At 58.0% G+C, this 22,569-nt stretch carries 17 protein-coding genes and 4 tRNA genes; 12 read left to right on the top strand and 9 right to left on the bottom strand.

The genetic code is table 11. The features are described from left to right. Positions 1-112: 112 nt before the first annotated feature. Positions 113-2,419 carry a DUF1592 domain-containing protein gene (locus NA78x_RS13385; RefSeq protein ID WP_425618953.1) on the bottom strand — a complete coding sequence of 769 codons (2,307 nt, stop codon included), beginning with the start codon at positions 2,417-2,419 and terminating at the stop codon, positions 113-115. 151 nt (positions 2,420-2,570) lie between these two features. Continuing rightward, the gene (locus NA78x_RS13380; protein ID WP_425618952.1) at positions 2,571-7,508 is read right to left on the bottom strand and encodes a PQQ-binding-like beta-propeller repeat protein; all 4,938 of its coding nucleotides are present in this window, start codon (positions 7,506-7,508) and stop codon (positions 2,571-2,573) included. Positions 7,509-7,939: 431 nt separating this feature from the next. Between NA78x_RS13380 and NA78x_RS13375 the strand changes: the two genes are divergently transcribed. After that, positions 7,940-8,266: an HU family DNA-binding protein gene (locus NA78x_RS13375; protein ID WP_425618951.1), complete on the top strand. Its 327-nt coding sequence runs from the start codon at positions 7,940-7,942 to the stop codon at positions 8,264-8,266. A 148-nt stretch (positions 8,267-8,414) separates the two neighbouring features. On the opposite strand, the gene NA78x_RS13370 is transcribed toward NA78x_RS13375, so the two are convergent. The 4 genes from NA78x_RS13370 to NA78x_RS13355 form a co-directional block, all read right to left on the bottom strand. After that, positions 8,415-8,486 (bottom strand) — tRNA-Cys (locus NA78x_RS13370). Positions 8,487-8,683: 197 nt separating this feature from the next. Beyond that, positions 8,684-8,757, bottom strand: a tRNA-Leu gene (locus NA78x_RS13365). 36 nt (positions 8,758-8,793) lie between these two features. Further along, positions 8,794-8,879 (bottom strand) — tRNA-Ser (locus NA78x_RS13360). A 113-nt stretch (positions 8,880-8,992) separates the two neighbouring features. Further along, positions 8,993-9,067 (bottom strand) — tRNA-Gln (locus NA78x_RS13355). A 257-nt stretch (positions 9,068-9,324) separates the two neighbouring features. Here NA78x_RS13355 and NA78x_RS13350 point away from each other — a divergent pair. After that, the gene (locus NA78x_RS13350; RefSeq protein ID WP_425618950.1) at positions 9,325-10,140 is read left to right on the top strand and encodes an alpha/beta hydrolase family protein; all 816 of its coding nucleotides are present in this window, start codon (positions 9,325-9,327) and stop codon (positions 10,138-10,140) included. Positions 10,141-10,147: 7 nt separating this feature from the next. On the opposite strand, the gene NA78x_RS13345 is transcribed toward NA78x_RS13350, so the two are convergent. Beyond that, positions 10,148-10,627, bottom strand: coding sequence for a hypothetical protein (locus NA78x_RS13345; RefSeq protein WP_425618949.1), 480 nt, complete (start codon positions 10,625-10,627; stop codon positions 10,148-10,150). A 112-nt stretch (positions 10,628-10,739) separates the two neighbouring features. Between NA78x_RS13345 and NA78x_RS13340 the strand changes: the two genes are divergently transcribed. The 6 genes from NA78x_RS13340 (at position 10,740) to NA78x_RS13315 (ending at position 14,931) form a co-directional block, all read left to right on the top strand. After that, positions 10,740-11,171, top strand: coding sequence for a hypothetical protein (locus NA78x_RS13340; protein ID WP_425618948.1), 432 nt, complete (start codon positions 10,740-10,742; stop codon positions 11,169-11,171). Positions 11,172-11,284: 113 nt separating this feature from the next. Continuing rightward, positions 11,285-12,385, top strand: coding sequence for a DUF6268 family outer membrane beta-barrel protein (locus NA78x_RS13335; protein WP_425618947.1), 1,101 nt, complete (start codon positions 11,285-11,287; stop codon positions 12,383-12,385). A 364-nt stretch (positions 12,386-12,749) separates the two neighbouring features. Next, entirely contained in the window at positions 12,750-13,169 is a 420-nt protein-coding gene (locus tag NA78x_RS13330; protein WP_425618946.1) for a DUF4826 family protein, read from the top strand. Positions 13,170-13,257: 88 nt separating this feature from the next. Next, positions 13,258-13,662, top strand: coding sequence for a hypothetical protein (locus tag NA78x_RS13325; protein WP_425618945.1), 405 nt, complete (start codon positions 13,258-13,260; stop codon positions 13,660-13,662). A 259-nt stretch (positions 13,663-13,921) separates the two neighbouring features. After that, the gene (locus tag NA78x_RS13320) at positions 13,922-14,377 is read left to right on the top strand and encodes an SMI1/KNR4 family protein (protein ID WP_425618944.1); all 456 of its coding nucleotides are present in this window, start codon (positions 13,922-13,924) and stop codon (positions 14,375-14,377) included. Positions 14,378-14,616: 239 nt separating this feature from the next. Next, positions 14,617-14,931, top strand: a complete 315-nt coding sequence (locus NA78x_RS13315) for a hypothetical protein (RefSeq protein WP_425618943.1) — start codon at positions 14,617-14,619, stop codon at positions 14,929-14,931. Positions 14,932-14,943: 12 nt separating this feature from the next. Here NA78x_RS13315 and NA78x_RS13310 read toward each other — a convergent pair whose 3' ends face one another. Further along, positions 14,944-15,936: an RluA family pseudouridine synthase gene (locus tag NA78x_RS13310; RefSeq protein WP_425618942.1), complete on the bottom strand. Its 993-nt coding sequence runs from the start codon at positions 15,934-15,936 to the stop codon at positions 14,944-14,946. Positions 15,937-15,987: 51 nt separating this feature from the next. Next, positions 15,988-16,896: a tetratricopeptide repeat protein gene (locus NA78x_RS13305; RefSeq protein ID WP_425618941.1), complete on the bottom strand. Its 909-nt coding sequence runs from the start codon at positions 16,894-16,896 to the stop codon at positions 15,988-15,990. 296 nt (positions 16,897-17,192) lie between these two features. On the opposite strand from NA78x_RS13305, the gene NA78x_RS13300 reads away from it, so the two are divergent. The 4 genes from NA78x_RS13300 to NA78x_RS13285 all read left to right on the top strand — a co-directional run bounded on the left by NA78x_RS13300 (position 17,193) and on the right by NA78x_RS13285 (position 22,564). Beyond that, complete coding sequence (locus tag NA78x_RS13300) at positions 17,193-17,474, top strand: acylphosphatase (protein WP_425618940.1); 282 nt, start codon at positions 17,193-17,195, stop codon at positions 17,472-17,474. Between the two features lie 870 nt (positions 17,475-18,344). After that, complete coding sequence (locus tag NA78x_RS13295) at positions 18,345-20,177, top strand: hypothetical protein (protein ID WP_425618939.1); 1,833 nt, start codon at positions 18,345-18,347, stop codon at positions 20,175-20,177. 263 nt (positions 20,178-20,440) lie between these two features. Further along, on the top strand, positions 20,441-21,541 hold the full coding sequence (locus NA78x_RS13290) for a VWA domain-containing protein (RefSeq protein ID WP_425618938.1): 1,101 nt from the start codon (positions 20,441-20,443) through the stop codon (positions 21,539-21,541). Between the two features lie 681 nt (positions 21,542-22,222). Next, a complete protein-coding gene (locus NA78x_RS13285; protein WP_425618937.1) occupies positions 22,223-22,564 on the top strand; it encodes a DUF5713 family protein in 342 nt (113 codons plus the stop codon). Positions 22,565-22,569: the final 5 nt, after the last annotated feature.

The following is a 22,569-nucleotide window of genomic DNA, read 5'->3' as shown; positions in this document are numbered from 1 at the left end:
ATCATCTCCGCGACAGGCTATTTTGGCAATGCCGGTTTCTAGTCCCCTGATAGTCAGGGGGGCCATCAGGAATGCCTTGCAGCCTTCCCAAGAAGGCTGCCGGCTCGGTGGGCTACTTCGCCGTCGGCCGCAGCGCGGTCTGCACGACAATTTCGGTAACTAGATTGCGGATGTGAAAATCCTGGGCGAACTTTTTCTGCAGGTCGCTACGAGTGGTTGGGCCATAGGCTCGCCACTGCTGCTTTACAAAGTAGTGGAACAGTTGCTCGACGAAGGCAGCATGCGTTTCGTCGCTGCTGGCAAGAAAGCTGGCCAGCTCGCGAGCGTTTCTAAATTCCTTCAGCTGTCCGCTGCGAGTGAGATAGCCCCCCGTGGCATCGATGGCCCGGCCTTTTTCTTCTGCGCGAAAGCGGCCGATGGCATCGAAGTTCTCAAACGTAAAGCCGAGCGGGTTGATCATCTTGTGACAACCCATGCAGGCATCAGCCTTGGTTTGCAGCTGAATTCGCTCGCGTGTCGTCAGGCTCGCGTGTAGGTCCGGCGCAAGTGGCGAGACGGCTTCCGGCGGCGGACGCAACGTGCGGCCGAGCAGACTGCGCGAGATAAACACGCCGCGATGAATGGGCGAGCTCGTCGAAGTGTAAGCAAAGCCCGCGAGCAAATAGGGATGCGAAATGAGCCCCGCGCGTTCTCCAGGATTGAGTGCCACCTTCTCGAAGCCGGCAGTCTCCGGTAGGTCAACACCATACAGCTTGGCAAGCCGGCCATTCAGATAAAGCGAGTCTTCGCCGAGAAGGCGGCGAAAATCGGATGCTTCGCTCCAGACAATTTCTTCCAACGACAGTTCCAGTGAAGCACGCAGGTCCGTGGCGATCAGTTCGTTGAACTCCGGAAACAGCTTCTCGTCCTTCGACAGATCCGGAGCCTGATCGACGCGCAGCCATTGCAAAAAGAACGCTCGCAACTTGGCGTGCGTACGCGGGTCGGGCATCATCCGCTCCACTTGCGCACGAACTTGTTCCGCCGTCGCGAGCTTGCCAGCCGCAGCTTCTTTCGTCAGTGCTTCGTCGGGCAAGCTATCCCAGAGCGTGTACGAAATGCGCGCGGCCCGGTCGAATTGATCGGCCTCGGGGACAGCAACTTCCTGATACAAAAACCGAGGTGACTTTAGGGTAAGTAGCACGACACGTTTGAGGCCGAGAGTCAGATCGGAAGCTTCGTCGAGTTGCTGATCGATGTACAGCTTCTGCTGATCTTCCGTTAGCGGTCGATGAAAGGCCCGCTCGACGAACTTTTTGCAGAAGTCGCGGAGCTTTTGTTTTTGATCTTCCTTCGTGAGCTCAACGCCACTCAACTCGCGAGCGTTCTTCGCCATGTAAGCTGCAGCCTCCAGCGCGGCATCGGTGGTAGCCTGATCCCAGGCTTTGCTAATCGAAGTGCCGCGCTCGTAGCCGATGCTGCGATCGTCGGGTGGAAAGGGCGTATTCGGAATGAACTGCGTCGACACGACCTTGGGCGAAAGGTTGCTGGCCGGAATCACTTCCTGCTCGCGCTGCGGCGGTTGCCACTCCAGAGCGATCATCGCCTTGACCGGCGGCTTCTCCTTGGCTTTCTTCGAATCGTCGACACCCTGGTTGGCTTTGATGAACTCCAGCTTGAGCGGATAGATGCGACCGGCGAGTAAGCGAATGCTCGCGCGATACTCCGTGTCTTTGCCCGACTTCACAATGGCGTCGATCAGTGGTTCCTTCAGATCGTTCACCCACAGCCGCATGGCATGTTCGGTCTTCACGACCAGATCGTACGAGCCGGTTTCGGGTGCCAGCAGCGAACCTTCCCAGCGGATCGAGAACTCGTGCGGCTCGATCTTCTCGGGATCGGGGCTCTTGTCATCGAAATTGAAGTTCACGACAGGATCAATGCGGTCGATCGCTCGATCGTTGCCGCGCAACCGGCGTGTCTTGTAGTACTCGCCGCGTAGGCCTTGCTCCTTGGGCCAGGCGGTTGGCTGGCGGAAACTGCCGATGAGATCGGCGACCGAGTTCTGATACTGCCGCACCGTCAAGCGCGAGAGTTCAAACCGGGCTGATTGATTGCGAGCTTGTGCAATGGGCGAATAGAAGGAGTCGAACACGAACTTGGCGACGTTCTGCGTTTCTTCGCCGTTAACAGCCTCCGGTTCCCCCTCGGGCATCGTCTTTTCGATCAGGTCGGTCAGTTCCATCAGCGAGCGATCGCCGACTAGAGGCTGGGCGTACTGATCTTTGACCCCTTCACCCTTTTCGCCGTGACACGAAGCGCACTGAGCCTTGTAGACCTGCTCGCCGGTACGCGGTGCGGCGGTCACGACCGCGGCGCAAAGCAGCACTGCAAACAAGCAGCTGGTGGTCAAAAAACGAGATGCCGAAAGGTCGGGCATACGAGTCATTCCAACGTACGGTTCAGGCAGCTTGGTAGCTGCAGCAACCGCGGATTCTTCAGGTGGGAAACCGACAGGAGAGTACCTTTCATCGTATCCCAAGGCCGAACGGCAGCCAAGGGAAACGACGACTCGATCTGCCAACAAAGGCCTATTCGAACGGGTCGGCCGGTGCCGGTCGCGGAGCAGGCGCGGCAGGCGCTGGGGCTGGATTCGGCGTGTTGGGCAGCGGCGGGAAATTCGGCGGCAACTGCCCGCGTTTCTGCATCTCCTTCAGACGCTCCAAGATCTGTGGCGGGAGGTTCGGCGGCAAGCCGCGAATCGGTGCTCCGTTGGGGCCGATGATGGGCATGTTGGGACCGACAACACCGTCCTTGCCTAGAGCCGCCTTTTCGAAGATGGCGTCGGCCACGTTCACAACGGTGCCCTCCGGTAAGCCAGCGGTGAGGCTGGATAGATTGCCAGTCTGAGCTGGAGCCTGCGGTGCCGCTGGATCCTCGGTGAGCTTGATGAGCGTCACGCGCATGGTGCCGGGTTGGACCCAGGTTGTCACTTGCACGGCTTGCTTCTCGAAGTCGGCTTGTACTTCGCACATATTGGCTTGCGCAGTGGCAATGTCTCCTTCATAGGCGATGGAGCCATCGCGTTTGTCGAGACAGAGCAGGTTGGCCGACCAGTTGCCGCCGCCGGTGGGGCCGCGTTTATTGCGGATGAAAACCATCAAGGGCGAATCGACAGGCTGATCCCAAGGAAGTCCGTGCTGAGCAACGAACGCGGGTGTTTGCCAGCGTTGTTTGCCGGTGGCGCGGTCGATGGCGTAGACGCGGCCGTGCGCTTGTTGTCCCGGCATGCCGCCGCCTGAGAGAGGCGTGGTCATCAAACCCGGAACCGAGTCAGCGATCGGTTGATTGGCGAGCACGGTGTACTGTTCGCGCGAGCGAAGTACGTGCAGCGAATTGATGATCGGCTCTGCGACCAACTGCGAAGTGACAGCCACTGATCCAGTCTGCAGCGAGAGGATGGTCAGCTTGCCCGTCGTCTCCAACAGTGCAAATTCATCCCCTTCGAGAACCTGACCCTTCGCGCCGGTTTGCGTCTGCAGGTTCCACAGGTCTTCGCCTTCACTCCAAGGATCGACTAGCTTCAGCCGCAGCGAGTTGCCGACCTGTTCCCAAGCGAGAATGCGACGACCGCTGGTCGTTAACCGCGAGTTTGTCTTGGGCACGGTGCGCTTACCGAGCAACGAACCATCGAGCATGCTGAAGACGCTTGCCTGGTCGGAATTCGGCGGCACGGCAAACACGAATTCTTCGTCGCCAAACAGATCGCAGGCCGGATCGACTCCGCCCCGTTCCCACAGCGTTTGACCGCTGACAGGATCCACACAAATCAGCTGTCGCGCACGTTGATAGACAATGCCAAACGGCGTGACCGGACCAGGCTGGCAATTGGTTTGCCCCGATTGATCGAAGGCGATCGTGCGATTGCCGGTCACGGGATTATTTACCTGCCGCAACTGTGAGTACGAAGCACCTGCAGAGAGCATGTCGAGCGAGACAACTTCGCCACGCCACAGAATTGGTTCGCTGGTCGCAGTGGCAGGGCGCAGAGCATCGATGGCCAACACTTCGCCACCGGTGTGTACCACCACGATGTGTCCGGTGGCTCGACCGACGAGGCCCGAGTAGGGAATTGAGTACGAGCGGCGATAGATGCCGTCGCTGCGGCGAATGGGCGCTTGGGCGATTGTCTTGCCCAGGCTATCGACGACTTGAATCGCCTGCTGCGAGGGATCGTACAATGCACGCATGCCGCGCGGCGCTGGGCCGCTAAGTTCCGTCAGGTAGACGTTGAAATTGTTCATGTAGGGGCGAGCACGGTTGGGGTCGATGTTGCCATCGACCTTCGACACGCGACCACCGAGCCAATGATCGAGCGCGAGGGTCTTTTGCGAGGGATCTTCGATTTTGAAGTTCGCCACGAATGCTTGTGCGGCATGATCGGCGGCGAGCGGTGACAGCGTGAGGAGCTTTTGCAGTTCGGCATAATGCTCGGCGGCGAGGATCGGCCGTTTGGCCTTTTGATAGGCCGAGATGAGCCCAACACGGCCAGCCGCTTGATAGCCGGTATCGGCAGAGTCGAGCAATTGGCCTGCCTGCAGTTCAGCTTCCAGGAACTTACTCTCCGCCAGCAACTTTTCGATCAGCAACAGGCGAGCGCGATCGGCCAGTGGATGAAAGCCGTAGACTTCGACAAATCGCCGCGCGCTGAGCAGCGTGCCACTCTTGAGACATTGGTCCAGACGAATCTTGAGTCGATCTTGCAGGCGAACTCGATCTTCTTCACTAGAGCCGCGATAAAGCTCACTCAAGCGAGCCTGCAGCCAGCGGCCAGTGCTTACTTGCAACTTGCTATCGATGTACTCCATCTGCGAACCGCTGCCATCTTCGGGAGTATGTACCGTTTGCAGTTCATCGGCGAGCATCACAAACGCTTCGAGCGATTCGGCAACAAGCCCCGCCTTGTGCAAGCCGACTGCTTGCAACCTCAGCAGTTCGCGCCGCTGACTTGGATCGTCGATCAACTCACGGGCGTCAACAATCAAGTCGCGATGCTTCATGAAGTCACTGCGTAGCAGCATCAGCATCACGCGGGCGAGCAAGCCTCGCACACGGATGTCGGCGGGTTGCAACTCGTAAGCCTGCCGCAACATGCGTAGCGCTTCGTCCGCTTTGCTGTCGGTAAGGAGCAGTTCGCCCATGCGAGCGAGAGCGCGCGGATCTTTGGGATTCGCGGCGAGATCCTTTTCGACCTGCGGTCGCAAGTGATCGGCCAGGTAATACGTGGCGACCTGATTGCTGGCGACCGAGACCACTTTGCCTTCAAAGCAAATCAAGTTGCCCAGCGTCGATTCGGTCCGCATGCGGTCCGTGATCTTGCCGGTTTCCAGATCGATCTTGACCAGCTGTTGCCCAGTCGTCGGCAGGTAATAGCTCGAGCCACTGTAGAAGCCTCGACCCGCAGTCAAATCGGCCTGCAAGTCGACAGGAGCAGCCCAAGCCTCTTTGCCATCACTCAGTTGAATTGCTTTGACGCGATTCTTGCCGACGACAACTGCCTTGCCATTGTGGATGCAGGCGACGAACAGGAAGTCTTCGCGCTTGAGCGGCGCCCACCGGGGCTTGCCGGTGACAAGATCGAGGCAGTGCAGATATTGCGATTCCGCCGGTGTGACTACGACGGAGCCATCAGCAACGATCGCTGCCGAATCGAGCCAGCGCCCAGGGCTGGGCGCGGCAGTGCCACTGGACGTGATCATGCCGCGGAGAGGTCGAGTCGCCTGATCGTTCCGATCGTAGGTGTAATTCCATTTCAGGGCCCGCGTACCGAGATCGACGGCAACCACCGCGCCGGCCGACGTGGGGCAAATGATCAAGCCATCGGCATACGAGGGACTCGCAGCGGCCAGCCGACGTGTTGCGTCGTAACGAATGGTCATGCCTTCGTCCGGCACACTGCCGAGTTGCTGTTTCCATTCGAGCGATCCCGTTTCTGGTATCAGGCACAGGAGTCGCAACTCGCCTTGAAACTCAGCGAGCGCGTAGAGCCGGTCGGCGACTGCCAGCGGAGCACCGAGGAAGAACGCGCCGGCCAGATTGGGATCTTCGAGCCCGCTTTCGCCGCCGATTTCCCACACGAGCTTGCCGTGACGATGGAGATTGAGAGCCTTCAAACGGTTTGCGCCTTTGACGCCCATCGAGTTCGGCCGCGCTCCGATCCACACGCCGGGACGAATCTGGTTCATGTTCGATGGCGACGTGTATTCCAGCCCTTCAATGAAGTACAGCTGTTCGCCGTCGCTGCTCATTTGGCCGTACAGGTTGTCCTCCCAAATGCGCTGGCGAATGATCATGTCCTGGTTGTTGTTTTGCTGCTGCGGGCCCTGTGCCAGTTTGGGCGTATTGCTCGCGGCCGAAGGTTGGTCCCAAGGATTCACCCAGGCGACCTTGCCCGTTTTCATCACAATGCCGCGCACATTTTCGGGCGTGCGAATGATGACGTAGTCGACCTTGGCTCCGGCGCGCGTCGTGGTGGTCACTGCCAAAGGCTGCATCGACGGGACGATCGATTCGCCCCGGTCTTGCAACGTGCGGGTCTGTTTCGAGATCGCGTCGATCGTCCCTTGATGGTTCACCGTCGGGAAAAACCACTCGGCGTTCACCAGGGGGAAGCCACCGGCAGCGGCGGCGTTGCGCGCCTCGTCGCCGCGAAAGGTGATCCACTGATTGGCCACTTGCGCGGCGGGAGCCAAGCCTCGGCCGGCGATCCGCTCCAGCCAGCTCAGGGCCTCTTCGTCCTTTTCGAACAAAGGTTCCTCGCCGTCCATCAAGCGAACCTTGACGCGTGGCATTCGCAGCTTGAGTGCCAGAAGCGTCTCTTTGGCTTTGTCGGCTCGGCGGGCATGGTTCCAGGCCGCAGCAGTCAGCACCGAAAGTTCCGGGTCGAGCATTTCGCGGGCAGGTGCCTGTTCGCACAGCGGTTGCAAGATCATCGCAGCGGCCAAAGCACGGCCCTGATCCATTTCCATGCGGCCCAGCAAGAACGCAGCTTCGTTGCCCGCCTTGGTATGCACAAAGCGGCGAGCCACTTCGGCCACGGCAGCCAAATCGCGAGCGGTGAGCGCGTCATTCAGCTTTTGCCGCGCGTCGTGCCCGACCTGCGTTTCGTACAGCTGGCGAGCGGCGGGAGGTAGATTACCGAGCAACTGATTGCCCAGTGACTTCACACTCAGCTGTGCATCGGGCTGGCCAGGCGCTGCCAGAAAGTAGTCATCGAGCGAAGCATCAGTCAACAACTCTTCGAGCGCTTGAACGGCTGCGGGGTAGTCCTTTTCATCGAGTGCTTTCCGCGCGCGATTCAACAACTGACGCAACTCGCGCGTCGCCGGCCGAATGATCGAGCCGACGTCACTTCCGGCTTCAACTTGAGCCCCGGCGGTTGCGGGGCAGAGACAGGCCCAACCCAGCAAGAGCATGCCCACGAGACGAGAGGCATCCAAGCCGGGAGTGGTGTTTCGACCGTGAAGCATGATTCGTCATCCTGTCTGCGGGGGTGCGCGGCCGCGAGAGAGACCGTCTGGCGCAACTCGACTCAGCGCAACTCGTTTTCTCAAAATATCTTACCAGGAACAAGCAAGCGAGCCAAAAGAATCGCCCGGCAAGTGGTGACAAGTTCATGGTCTCATTAAGGGCGAAGTTGGGTGAATGAGAGGCAGCCGGTTCTAGGAGAATCCGCCGAAAATTTACCTTGTTGCGCAAAAAACACTGGATTTTCCCGAGGTTTATTGCCGATTTAGTTGTTTTTTGCGGAATTTGTGGGCTTTTGATGGTCTGCCCAGTTGCATTTTCGTGGGCAAACTATCTAATTTCGCCGCAAATCCGCCTTAGGGACGGACAAACTATTCAATTGTTTCATCGAGGCGTTTCGCACAGAAATGTCTCCCAGGGAGGTCGGTAGCAGATGGCAAAGAAAGCCCCCGCGGCGAAGCCCGCCAGCAAGTCAGAAGTCTACGCCGCAATCGCCACAGCAACGGAATTGACCAAGAAGCAGGTCAGCTCGGTGTTCGATGCGTTGACGGCGGAGATCGCCAAGGCTCTGGGCAAGAAGGGTTCGGGCGTGTTCCAGATTCCAGGTCTGGCCAAGATCAATCGTAAGGACATCCCCGCCAAGCCAGCGCAGAAGAACGTGCTGAATCGGTTCACCGGTGTCGTTGGCGATGTGCCTGCCAAGCCGGCTCGCAAGTCGGTCAAGGTTCGTCCTCTGAAGGGCCTGAAGTCGATGGTCTAAGCGATTGCTCGCTTGACTTCGTCTAATCAAATTGCTGAACTCCCGTCGCGGCCCGGCCGATCGCGATGGGAGTTTTGCGTTTCTTGGTTGGCATCTTCAAATTTCTTTGTCGCGCGGGCAGCTAATTGCGTGGAGGGCGGTTTTCAAAAGACGCAGGTGGGAGTCGAACCCACTTGAACTTGCTTTGCAGGCAAGCGCCGAGCCGTTTAGCTTCTGCGTCGAATTAAAGAATGTCCTCGCCGGGAATTGAACCCAGTCTTCGACCTTCGCAGGGTCGCGTGCGAATCCGGCACACTCCAAGGACTTTTGGGAAGGGGCTGGGGACTAGGAGCTTGGAACTGGGGAAAGGCAAAGAGTTCACTTGCAACTCTTCTTTTGGCATTTCCCCAGCTCCCAGCTCCTAGCTCCTCTTCACAGTGACCGAGGTGGGAATCGAACCCACAGACACGAGGCTCTCGACCTCGCCGCTGAACCTGTTTGCGTACCCGGTCGTGTTTTTGGGGGCTGGGAACCAGTTCCCAGCCCAGCGGAAGCCGTGAGACTCGAACTCACAAGCGATGCAATATCGCCACCTGTTTTCGAGACAGGGTCCTCATCCAGCCGGATGACTTCCGTTTTTTGGGCGTTGGGAGTTAGGATCTGGGAACTCGGGAAAGACCGCTGAGTTCAACGACAACTCTTTGTCTTTCCCGAGTTCCCAGTTCCCAGCCCCTCGCTCCCTGTAAGTTCCGGGGGTTGGAATCGAACCAACGTCCTCCTGGTTCAGAGCCAGGCGTCACTACCAACAGCAACTGCCCCGGAGTGAATCAACGAGCGGCCCAATGCGGCGCTAGGAGCTACAAAGAAGCTGACTACGCGAACAGCGGACCGCGAGTTGGGCGGAGCATGAACGGAGTCGCTGAAAAGAGGTGGAAAGAATTTGAGCAAACATGGCAAGCAACCTTACGAACAAAAATCTGCTTCACATGCAGATAAAGACGCGCAGCTCGCGCGCTGGTTCGCGGGAAAATACAAGCTAAAATCTGCCTACCACATCCCTCTCTCGGAGATTTCACACCATGCACAAATCCCTGTTGGCCGTAACCGTCATCCTCTGCGTAACCCTTGAACCGCAAGCATGGAGCCAGGATCCCGCACCGGTAAAAAAGCTGATCCTGCCCGGCGAATCATTTCTCGTTGCTGGTCGCCCCGCGTTTATCTTGCTGCCGCCAGAGGTGAAGCGAGCGAAGCCGCAGCCTTGGATCATGTATGCGCCGACACTCGCCGGCTATCCCGATTCGCACGAGAAGTGGATGCACGAGCAGTTTGTAAATGCAGGCATCGCGGTTGCCGGGATCGATATCGGCGAAGCTTATGGCAGCCCGAAGGGGCGCGAACAGTTTACCGCCCTGTATGAGGAATTGACCAAGAATCGGGGCTTTGCCGGCAAGTGCTGCGTGCTCGGCCGCAGTCGCGGTGGTCTATGGGTCACGAGTTGGGCCAGTGAACATCCCGAGAAGGTGTCGGGCCTTGCGGGCATCTATCCCGTCTTCGATTTTCGCACTTACCCCGGCATCGCTAAAGCCGCCGGTGCCTACGAACTGAAGCCCGAGGAACTCGAGAAGCAAGCCGGTGAACTGAATCCGATCGAACGCGTGGGCAAACTGGCCCAGGCCAAGATTCCCGCGTTTATCATTCACGGCGACGAAGACAAAGTCGTGCCGCTGAAGGAGAACTCGGCCACGTTCGTCGAAAAGTACAAAGCGGCGGGGGCTGAAGATAAAGTGACGCTCGTCGTTGCCAAAGGGCAGGGCCACAACTTCTGGGAAGGCTTCTTCAAGTGCCAGGAGCTGGTGGATTTCAGCATTGCCCGTGCGAAAGCTGGCGGGCAATGATCGGTGCCTACCGCATCCAAGCCTGAATGATCTCGCTGATCTCTTCCTCTTCGAGGCGATCGTGAGCGAGCAAGTTATCGACCACCGCCGCGAGCGCCGCCCAATGGTCGTCGCGGCTCAGCAGGCGGTGAAGTTGAATCGAGACTTGTTCGAGATACTTCATCCGTTTGGCTTCATCGGGAAGCAATCGCGAGGCCGATTCCCAGGCTGCTTGCCAATCGGCGGACCATTCGGCAACGAAGGCCGGATGAAACGGATCGCCGCTATGAATCATCTCGGCGACTGGTCCGCCGAGCGCCACTTGAATTTCCTTCTCGGCCAATTCGCGCGGCGAGTAGCGGCTCCGCTGCCACAGCACCTGAGTGTCGCCGTAGCGATTGGGCCCGTCGTCTCGATCGGGTTCGATCGTCACCGAGCGCACTCGCGCGCCGACGTAGTAGGCGACGAAGACGTGCCCCGCCTCGTGATAGGCAACAATTTCCGACAAGCGACATTCCCCGCAGACGACAAACCGCTTCGCGACAAGCGGGCATTCTACGAAAAACCAGAACCGCTAGAATCGGGGCTTTGATTGCTTGCTCGCGAGAAAGGATTCGTGGATGTCGAAGAAGAAACATCGGGAGAATGCCGTGACTGCGGAAGATACTACTACGACGAACGAACCAGCTGTCGCCGCCGCTGCTACGCCGCAGACCGCGCCCATCACCGTGGCGGGAGAAGCCACTCCGCTGCTCGCCGAAGTGCAGTCGTTCTTGAGCAAACGAGACGAACTGGCCCGCAAGCTGGCGGAAGAAATCTCCGCCACCGAAGCCAAGTTGATTGAACTAAAGCGAACCGCCGCGTCGCTGTTTCCAGAAACCGCAGCAGCTCCAGCGGCCGCAATCAAAGACAAGAAGCTGAAGAAACTGCCCAAGGCCAAGCCGCTGCCTACGAAGGCCGAAGGTGCAACCACCACCGAAGCCCCCGCCCCCAGTGAAGAGCCAAACGCAGTTGTCTCACCATCGGCGGATGAATCAACGATGGTGGACTAACCGCAGGTTCGCACGATGATCTACTGCTGCCCTTGACCACTCTCTATACTTCGCCAGCAATTGGAAACCTCGAATGGAATCGGTGTTGCATGCATTGCTGGCATTGCCCTGTCATGATCCATGCGCTGGCCATCGCCTGGCTGGCGCTCGGGATGATTGCGCATGCTCAGGATCTAGGTGAGGTCGCTTGGCCAGCGCAAAGTAGCGCACCCTTAATCGAGCAGTGGCCCCAACCAGAAGCAGATTCTGACTTTATCGACGAAGAGGCCCTGCTGTTCGCGCCGAGCGCCGAGCCGGTGATAGCAGGGCGTCGGGTCGACGCGGGCTCGCCAGGCCAGGATCGTTCTCCGCTGAAACTGGGCGTGTTCTGGGCTCCCTCGCAAAACGTCCGCGGTCAGGCTGGCGAGCTGTCGTTTACCGGCTTGCAGGCGAGCTTAGCCTATCCGCTCTATATCGAGCCTACTGGCCGCTCGATCTGGTTGGCGATGGCCAACCTGGAGCATCTGGAACTCGGCGGCAACGCGATTCTGCCGAACTCGGGCACACCTCTACCAGCCGACCTCTGGAAGCTCAGTATCGGAGTGCTGCACAGCCGGGAGTTGGATAATGGCTGGCGAGCAGGCTTCATGGTCAACATTGGCTCTGCTAGCGATGAGCCCTTTGCCGGCATTCGCGATATGACCCTGACGACGCTCGGCTTTCTCAATGTTCCGAGCGGCCCGCGTGATGCTTGGAGCTTCAGCCTGTTTTATTCGCCTACGTCGCAGCTGCCGTTCCCTATTCCTGGAGTCGCGTATGTCTGGCGACCCAGCGAGCAATTCACCGCGAATATCGGCATCCCCTTTTCGCTGCGCTATCAACCTACCGAGACGTTCACGTTTACGGCCAGCTATCTGCCGCTGACGAATGTTGCGCTGCGGGCCAACCAACGACTCGGCGTTTATTGGAACCTGTATGCCAGCTATCAGGTCGTCAACGAAACGTATTGGCTCTCCGAACGGGTGAACACGCAAGACCGGCTGTACCTGTTCGATCAGCGGGTAGGGCTTGGTCTGGAGCGAGACCTGGCGTTCGGATTTAAGCTCGATCTATCGCTGGCCTATTTGTTCGACCGGCGCATCTTTCAGGCCGAGTCCTTCTCAGACGACCGCCACGATGTGCTGAGCATCGAAGCGGGACCAGCCGCTGGCCTCTTCCTTCGCTGGTCCCGCTGAGTCCTTTCCTTCGCAGCTGAAGCTGCGCAAGGCAGTTCCACAAACATTGCCACCGGGACAATACGACGGCAGCCGATTCAATCAGCAAAGGGTGTCGCGACTTGCGCGGTTGACGAAGAACTGAGGCCGCAGGTCCAGCCGCTTGATCTGGTTGATGACTTCGGGCTTCAGGTATTTTTCGACGGCCATGGGTGCATGATACGCCTTCGCATGCCGCTTTAGTTCTGGGTTTGAACCGACGAGGAAAACAACATTTCGCAGGAGACATCGCCGCAGCGGGATGACATAATCCGCCGATGATGCCAATCGACCCTGGCGGCTGACTTGGCGATTGATGCTACTACAAGCGACTTTGGAGGTGAGCATGAGCGATGACGTTGGGGAACGAGCTTGGCTCCATGAGCAACTCGCGCAGGTCACGAGGTATTTTCAAGCCGCGGGAATCGCGCCCCCAAAGCAGTTGGAGGTCGAGTTCTCGTTGCCGCCAAAACTCGCCCTTTGGTCCGAGACAACACCCGATGGCAGCCGTCAGATATGGGTTGTTTCGGGCGATTGCCCGACGGACTATCTCGTCTTCGATAGGCTGCTTAGTGCTCGTGAAGCAATGTCGCAATTCGCAGCTCATTGGATGAATGTTTCCTCGGACATGAAGCAGGGGCAGCAACATCCAACAACCCTGATCGGCAATCCAGACGACCCGAGGGAATTAGAAAAACTCGGGACAATGCTTGAGATCAGGGCCCAGTTGCTCCAATCATTCGCGCAACGAGCCGATATCTGGTAGCCAAGTCAAATTAAAGCGACCGCCGGCTATCAGAAGCTACCTCTTCCGCAACTCACCGATTGACGGCCAAGCCAGAAAGCAGCGCACTGTGTTTGTGATCCCCGAATCATTTTCGTGGTCGCACCCGTGGATAAAGATTCCGGACGACTACATCTCGTTTCCTTCCGACCATTTGACCACGGTTGGCACTCCTCATCAGATCCTGAACGCTGAACTGCATCGAGAGATGCCTGAAGGGCACACGTTATATGCGCGTGCAACCGAAGTAGTGGCTGTTTGCACTGTCACGCACAAAGACTTTGTGTTTGTCACCGACGACGCATCAAAACCAATTGCCATCGTGCATCTCACGTGGTCACTGGAGACTAATCCGATTTGGCCGAGAACTCAAATAATCGCGTCGCTGGAGCATCTCAAACTCGAAATCCGAAAATGGGCCGACAAGGATTTCTGGGGCTGGCCCGGCAAGTCTCGACTCATCCAAGACAGATAACAAGTTGTTATCCCGCCGGGTGCCATTGGCTTTGCCAGTGCTGACTTGCGATACGGAAATCGATGTGCAGCGGAAACTTGACATCTCGCATTTTTGCACAGGGCAGCCTGTTGGTAAAAGGGTCAAATCTTCAACTTTCAGCGATCCGTCCACTCACCCAAGCCGGCCAGACACTGGCAAAGCCAGTGGCACCCGGCGAACCATCCGCCGGGTGCTACTGGCTTAACCTTCCGCAATCCGTTCACTCACCCAGCCTGCCATGCACTGGCGTCCCAGCAACATGTCACCGCGAGAGCTATTCCCGAACGGACGATTCTCCCCGCCGGCGACGGAGGAGCGGGTCGTTCGCGTCGAGGCGGAACTCGGAATGCGGCTGCCGGATCAACTTCGACGGTTGTACTTTGACTGCGACGGATTCCGCGAGGACCGCGGGAACGCGAAGTATCTGCTCTCGTTGTCGGACGAGGACTACATCGGATCCTTGGTGACGATCACGCGGTGCATGTGGACCGAGGTTCAGACTCCCGATCTGCGCCCCTTCGTCTTTTTCGGCTCCGCCAGTGGTGACGAGGTTTGGGGCATCAGTCCGCAACGGCCCGGGGAGATCATCGCTTACCATCACCAAATGGAAGCTGAGTACGAGATCGTCGGCAGTGACATCTTGGACGTGTGGCGTAATGATTACGCGAAGTACGGCGGCAACAACGACGCATAACCGGCCGGTACAGTGGACCAGTGCCGAGGGTATGCTTTTCGTAGTTCGAGAGTTGCTCGGCGCGGTGCCGGCCATTGAACGTTAAACAATTATTCCTCACGTTGGCGGTCTCAGTGCCTCATGAACCTCGGATCAACCCCGACTCACTCGCGCTAATGCAGGCGTTGCTTGCGCGGCCTAGCGTTGCTGCTGCTGCTCTTGAAGCATTCCGTCGAGCGTACCCGGATGCGCCTCCAGAGATGGTCAACGCAGCGGTGCATCACGTGGTGAGCGAAGGGATGGAGGCGACGGTCGACTGGCTGGCGGCGATTGAGCGCTTCATCCGCGACCCTGCTGAGGGGCTAGATTACGGCGCAGTTTGGCACGTCGTGTACCATCTCTACAACTGGCAGCAGTTCCAAGCACTCATGCCGTTGGGACGCAATGGCCTGAAGGAACATCTGCGAGACGCTCGCCAGTTCGTCGAGGAGGATAACAAGCAGGCCGCGCTCGACGTCTTGAAGCGACTGGCTAGTGCGATTGACGGTGACGTCGGACCGCCTGGCATCGGTTGAGCGGATGACGCTCTACCGCTGGCGCAGTTCGCGGAGGACGTCGATGATTCGCTGCATGTCAGCGGGAATCGGAGCCTCGATTTCCATCAGCTGTTTTGTCTCGGGATGGACAAACTTGATGCGCCGGGCATGCAGGGCCTGGCGATTGAGCACGATCTCTTGATCGCGCAGGTCGCCGCTCAGTTCGCCCCGTTTGATTTCGGCTCGGCCGCCGTAGAGGCGGTCGCATAGGATCGGCGTGCCGATGTGGGCCAGGTGGACGCGAATTTGATGCGTCCGGCCCGTTTTGGGCAGCATCTTCAAAATACCGAAGCCGCGGAGGCGTTCGGTCACTTCATAGAACGTGGTGGCTTCGCGACTGGTCTCGTGATTCGACCGGATGGCCATCTTTTCGCGCTGATAAGGATGCACACCAATAGGCTGCGAAATTACATCGCGATCGCGATCCGGCACGCTCGACGTTACTGCCAGATATTCTTTCTCGGTCGTGCGATCGGCGAATTGCTCGGCGAGAGCAAAGTGGCACGTATCGGTTTTGGCCACGACCATCACCCCGCTGGTGTCGCGATCGAGCCGATGGACAATGCCCGGGCGATGAGCGCCGCCAGCGGTACTCAGCTGATCAAAGTGAAATGCCAAGGCACTCGTCAGTGTGCCCGACCAATGCCCGCGCGAGGGATGCACGACCATGAACGGCGGCTTGTTGATCGCCAGCATCACGTCGTCTTCGTACAGAATCTCGAGCGGGATGTTCTCAGGATTCGGTCCGGCCGAAGGCATCAGCGGCAGGAAGATCGAAACCCGATTGCCGGGCTGCAGACGATGCGCGACCTTGGTCCCTTGATCGTTCACCCGCACGCCGCCCGCGCCGATGATACGGCGCAGCTGCATGCGGCTGTACTTGGGAAAGCTCTTCGCCAGAAACGCGTCGAGGCGAGTTCCGCTCTCTGCCTCACCGACGACGAGCTCTTGGGCTTGCTCGTTCAACTCGTCGCTTGCAGACATGGGAAACCGTACATCCTCTCGGGCAATCAATAAGGCGCAGCGTCGGCTGGCTTACTCGCCGTCTTTCTTCGTTTCAGGAGCCTTTGGTGCGTCCGCTTGGGGAGCATCGGTCTTGGGCGCTTCAGCAGGTGGAGCTTCCGTCTTTGGCGCGTCAGCGTTAGGAGCATCACCCTTCGGTGCTTCGCCAGGCTGGGGGAATTCCAGCTTGCTGTCGCCGGTCGGTCCCTTCGGCAGGTCGAGGTTCAAGTTACCCGGCAAGCTGATATCGGGACGTTCGGGCAGATCGGTGGGCGTGTTGAGCGGAGGCAAGCCGGGCATTCCGCCATGGCCTGTTGGAACGGGGCGCTTGGGATTCTCTTTGGCAAACCATTCCAAGAAGGCGATTACTTGCGGATCGTTCATCCGCTTCACGTCGCGCTCGGCAGCTTTGCCCAGGGCGTTGTCCTTTTGGCTCTTGGCAACCAGCTCGTAGTACTTGAGTGCTTCGGCCGGTTGGCAATTCGTTTCCTGCAACCGGGCCATGCCATACTGGGCTCGCGCGAGCAAGTGAGGATCGCGGGCCTTATCGAGAACTTCCTGATAGCTGCTCTCGGCATCTTTGATGTGCTTGCTGGCTTCGGGGCGGTCGGTGAACATCAGGTTCGAAGCCTTCGCCAGGCTCAAATCGCCCACGCCTTGCAGGGCCCACATCGCGGCGACCGTGTTCGGTTCCGTTTCGGCAACCTTCTTCAGTTCGGCTTCGCGATCGCGTTCGCCATAGGCTTGAAAGTAAGCGTTCCAAGCCGTGGCAGTCTTGGCATCTTGAGTGCCCAGGTACCAGGCAATGCCGACCGCTGCAGCAAAGGCGACGACGACTCCGCCCACGACAGGCCAGAAGTAATCGCTGTAGCTTTCGACGCGGTCACCCAGCCAATCGGCGAGTTCGTTTTTTTGCAGCTCGTGCCGTTTATCAGACTTCATAGCGAGATTTCCGTACATTCGCCCCTAGTGGCAGGCTCGAAGTGCAAGGTTGCGGTTGCACTTCGTCAAACGCCCATTAAGTCAGCTGGAAAATGCCAGCTGAGAATCGTAAGTATAGAAGTGGCTTGCAAATAGCGTCAATGCCGCTCGGCCGCGTTTCTCAGCCTGTCGCGGTCAACCGATAGGCTGCTTGTTGGCACTCGCCGAACAGAGACTGTGCCGGCATATTGGACCTTCCGGCGAGCGGATATTCTCCAACAACGAACGACAGCAGACAAATCACCTGGGTACCTAAAATGAGCACGACGAGTGGCAAGCAGTACGAGGTCTACTATTCGGGCCGGGTGCAGGGGGTGGGCTTTCGCGCGAACGCCCGGCATATTTCACGGCGCTACGAGGTGACCGGCTTTGTGAGGAACCTGCCCGATGGTCGGGTCCACTTGATCGCCGAGGGACAACAGGAACACGTCGAACAGTTCCTCGCCGATATCGCCGACTCGATGGCTGGCAATATCACGGCAGCCCATCAAAACGTGCAGCTCGCGAGTGGGAAATATCAGGGTTTTTCGATCGCGTGAGAATACAGCACACCCCAGCCAGGGGTCGGGATTCTTTGGCGACGAGTGATTTCCAATCTTGCAGAGAGATTACTCGCCATAGACTCCTGCCCCGAACCACCTGAATAGGGCCTGTTCAGGACCGGTAATGAACAGGGGGTGAGCAAGGTTGGACGACACGAATTCGGAAATCACAACCGATTGCGATGCAGAGACTTACGAGACATCAGCGATGCTGGGGTGCGAGCTCATCAATGCGGAATGCGCCCTGTTCAGCAAGTGGATGGCCGAAACGCGGGGCTTACGAGGCAGGGGTCAGGAGTCTATGGCGAGTTATGTCTGGAATAGGTAGCTAAATCGTCTTTCGCCAAAGACTCGCCGACCCCGGTTTTGTATTTTAATAAATAGTTGACAATCAATCATCATGTTAGGATAATTTAGGGATGAGTGCTGGTTGCTGCGAAGGTCGATTGCCTGAGCAGTCGAGCCCGATGGATTTATAGCCCAAAATGGTGGTTCTCAAACGGTTATCAAGAAACGGTCTGATAACCAGTCATGTTGGAATGTAAACCAATGATAAAAAGCCACTTAGAAGAGATTCACGACTGCGAAAAATCGCGACAAAAAGTTATCAAACGGATGGGGCAGGGGGGTGTTTAGAGGTTCGGTGCCTGGCCTGGGTTTGGACCGGTTCACGGCGGGGTCGGCGAGTCTTTGGCGAACAGCGATCCGGCTACACGAGATTGCTCTGCTCGCCAAAGGCCCCCGACCCCGGGCTAGGGCAAGGAAATTGCAAAAGAGCGCGAACCACCTGCTGGCAGATAGCGTAAACTGCTACCATAAGGCCTTTTCCGACAATTCGATCCGCAAGACTGCGCGCGTGAGCCCGATATGGCTGTCCCCTCCTTGTTCCTGGCCAACTGGCTGGATTCTTTGCACATCGAAATCAAGGACGAACTGGTCAGCGCATTGATGCCGATCTGGATCCTGGGAGTGGGAGCGCTCCTCGGGCTCGTCCTCTGCGGATTGATCTGGCTGCTGATGTTCGGCGTCTCGCGCATTCCCGGCTTGGGAAATCTCGCGGCCGACAAAAAGACCTCCAGGCTCGTCTCGGCCGTACTGGCCGTGGCGATCTTCGTCGGCACGCTCGTGTGGTGGTTTCAACCTGGCGGCAATGCAGCGCCCGCTAATGCTCCTGCGGTGGAAGCGAAAGCCGAAGTCGACGCGAAGCCAGCAGTCTCGGTTTTTGACGGCATCTTGCTGCTCGGTGGCCTGGCAGTCGCCAGCTATGTGATTGCCGCCGCAGCGGTGACGCTGGTTTCTGCTCGCGCGGCAAACGAAGCCTGGGAAACAGTCACGGAAGGGGTGCTCGCCCCGTTTGGGGTCGTGGTCGTGGTGATGGCGGTGATTGGCTTATTGGGAACAGTGTTCGTGCGCAAGCCGAGCGAAATGTTCGAGAGCCTCGCGCGCTTGCCGGCGATGGTTTCGGAAGGAACTGCGACGGAGAGCTTCGTCATCGATCCTCCTTCGCTCGATCTGAACTCGTCACTAGAGCAAACCGTTGAGACCAACTTTCGCCGCGACGAAGTGCGGCAACTGACGTTCACGGCCGATCAGCATTTGAAGGTGTCGACGGCCCCGTTCGAAAAGCCGGGTCCTGCGACGGTCACGTTCGATGTCACTCCCGGCGAACCGGTTGTGTGGCGGAAGGATGCAACCGGCGCGACTCCGTTCAGTGAAAAGATCGTTACCAAGCTGTTTGTGAAAAACCTGGGAACCGGCAAGGCAAATCTGACCGTCAACCGTTACAGCACGGTTGCGCATCCAGAGATGGCTGCGGTGCTCATCACGGCGCTGTGCGTCGTCGGCCTGTTTCTCGCTTACCTGCTGCAGCGGACGGCACTTCCCAAGCTGACGGCCGTAACCTTGGCGACTGCTAAAACCGACTTTGCTCAGCCCGTGTACGGGTTGGTGCTCGCGCTGGGTGTGTTCGCCCTGCTGATCTTTGTGATCGTGCCGATGAACTCGTTCGGCAACGACATCAAGGGTTTGAAGAACGCAGGGTTCAGCTTGATTGCCGTGCTTGGTTTGTTTGTCGCCATTTGGTCGGCGAGTACGTCGCTGGCGGAAGAAATCGACGGCAAGACAGCGCTCACGGTTCTTTCGAAGCCGGTCAGTCGCCTCGACTTTATTCTCGGCAAGTTCTCGGGCATCGCCTGGTCGACGTTGTTCCTGTGCCTGGTGCTCGGCCTCGTGCTCTTACTCGGTGTCTCGTACAAACCCGTGTACGACGAGCGGGAAGGCGCCGACCTGCAGTTGACCTGGCAGTTGTGCTTCCATGAGATGGCCACGACGGTGCCGGGCCTGGTGCTGGTGTACTTGCAAGTAGTGGTGATGACGGCGATCAGCGTGGCGATTTCTACGCGGCTACCGTTCATTCCAAACCTCATCATCTGTTTCACGATTTGGGCCCTGGGGCATCTCACGCCGCAATTGGCTCAGTCGCAGGTCGTCGCCGAACAGGCCGCGCCCGTGATCTTCTTCAGCAAGTTAATCGCAACGGTCTTCCCCGTGCTCGACCACTTTGATGTGCAGGCGAGCGTGGCCGGCGGACGGATCGTTCCCATGGCCTACCTGGGCTGGAGCTTTATCTACGCGGCCATTTACAGCACGATCGCGATGCTGCTGGCGTTGACGCTGTTTGAAGATCGAGACTTGGCGTAGGGGTAGTTTGAAGTTCGTAGTTTGAAGTTCCAGGCAGTGACGTCGGCCGACTCCTGACCTCCGACTCCTGACCTCCGACTCCTGACCTCCGACTCCTGACCTCCGACTCCTGACCTCCGACTCCTGACCTCCGACTCCTGACCTCCGACTCCTGACCTCCGACTCCTGACCTCCGACTCCTGACAAAACTGTTTGACTAAGAATCACGGCCCCCAGAGAATCACAGCTGTCACATCGCCAGGGGCCCGCCGTGGAGACAGGCCATGTCGTCTGTCAGTGATTCCAGTCTGCAAATTGAAGCACCGCTTGCCGCAACGGTACCGCCCATTGTTCGGCCGCCTAAGTTTCAGCCGAAAGCCGCAGCGATGGTTCAACCACCGGCTGCAGTCGCACCACCTCCTTTGCCAAGTGAAGCTGAAGCAACTGCCACGGCACCGCTAGTTCCCATTCGCTATGCCCCCGGCTGGCTGGTGAGCATGGCTGTGCATCTGCTGTTGCTTGTGGTGCTGGCCCTGTTCACGGTCACGACGCATCCCAAGTTAGTAGCGACGATTCTTGACTCCAGCTTTGCGGAGGAACAGCCCGAGTTGCTGCAAGTTGAAGTGCTGAAACTTGAGCCGCTGGAAAATTTGCAGCCGCTCGATACCTCTGCGGCGTCAGCTGAGCTCGAAGTGAGCAACGTGATGGAGTTGGGCGGAGAAGCGGGCGCAGTGAGTGTGAGCGCAGGTGACCTGCAGGTGGACAGTGTAAGTGACATCGGCGGGCTGTTCGCCGGCGAAGGAGCCGGCATGAGCGAAGCGGGCACATCGCTGAAGGCGGCCGAGTTTTTTGGTGTCAAGGCAGCCGGCCGGAAGTTTGTGTTTATCGTCGACAGTTCCAACAGCATGCGCAGAGGCAAGTTCGACGCTGCGAAAGAAGAACTCGAGTACTCGCTGCGGCGTTTGAGTCCCGAGCAAATGTTCTATGTAATCTTTTTCGACAACGACGCCGAACGAATGCAATTTCCCGACGAGATGTTTCCCGAAGAGACCGCAGCACCGGCGACGATGACGAACATCAAGAAGTGCGTGACCTGGATCAAGACGGTGAAGAACGAATTGCAGACCAATCCATTCGAGGCGGTAAAGTTCGCGCTCACGCTGGAGCCCGATGCGATCTACATTCTCTCGGATGGCAAGTTCACGGACCGGGGCAAGACCGTCCGCTATCTGCAGGACGAAAACACCTTGTCCGATCCGGCAATTGGCACACGGCCTCGTTCGGTCATCCACACCATCGCATTCTGGCAACGCGATGGCGAAGAAGCGATGAAAAGCATCGCCAAGAATCATGGCGGAACTTATCGGTTTGTGCCGGAGCCGTAGGTCAGAGGGTCAGGAGTCAGAGGGTCAGGAGTCAGAGGGTCAGGAGTCAGAGGGTCAGGAGTCAGAGGGTCAGGAGTCAGAGGGTCAGGAGTCAGAGGGTCAGGAGTCAGAGCGTCAGATTTTCGGCAACAAACGCCACCGCCCCTGCGGCGGTGGTTCATTGGCTTTTGCGCTCGGGACCATTGGCATGGACAGCTTTTGTTCGTCACGACTCACTTGGAATTTACAAAATAGATACTTGACAATAGCTCACCAAAATGAGCTAATGTTGGGAAGTTCTCTCACAGCTTGGTGGATTCGATGCACGGGGCGCAGCGCGTCGTAATTACGTCGTGCTTGCGAGGTGGAACGCCGCAGTAGAGATCGAGCTGCCTGTCCAAGAAGCCGCCCGGTTACTGGACAAAAAGAGCGTGTGGAAAAAGATGCTTGAGCGTCGCAAGTCATGGAACGGCAGCAACTTTCGATAAAAAGCAGGAATCGGTACGTGTCCAATAACCCCGCGAGTTCTTGGACGTTTCGGTGTGTGTCGGCAATGACAAATTGACTGCCACGGCTTGGTTCAGTCTTGTTGATCCGTATGCAAGCCTGCGGAAATGCTTGACGATCATTACGCAACGTCCTACGCTATCGCGACTGTTGCGTAGGATTACAACGAGTCAAACGCCTGATGTGGAGTTGGCGATGCCCATCACGAACAAGAAGATGAAGGACTATGAGTTTCTTGCCGGCATGTATGAAGACGGGTACTTTCCGGACTTTCTCGTCGACAAGGTAAAGGCCATCTTGCTCGAGCTATGCGAGCAGATTGAAGCGGATAAGCCCGAGGACGAGGAATCGCTATTGCAGCTGACGCATGCCGCCACGGAGCGGATCAACGGCCTCTCCGAGGAGTTTGAGGATAACGACAGCGAACTGGAAACGGGCGCTCGCGAAGTGATGGCCGAGGACTTTGCCTTTATCGTCCAAGCTTACGGTTTTGAGGACGTCGATATTGAGGACGTCATCGCCACTCGCGATTGGTAATCGCG

It is taken from the genome of Anatilimnocola aquadivae (assembly GCF_049819085.1).
In the GTDB taxonomy this organism is placed as follows: Bacteria; Planctomycetota; Planctomycetia; order Pirellulales; family Pirellulaceae; genus Anatilimnocola.
The sequence above is the reverse complement of the archived record's forward strand: the minus strand, read 5'-3'. Positions and strand labels throughout refer to the sequence as shown.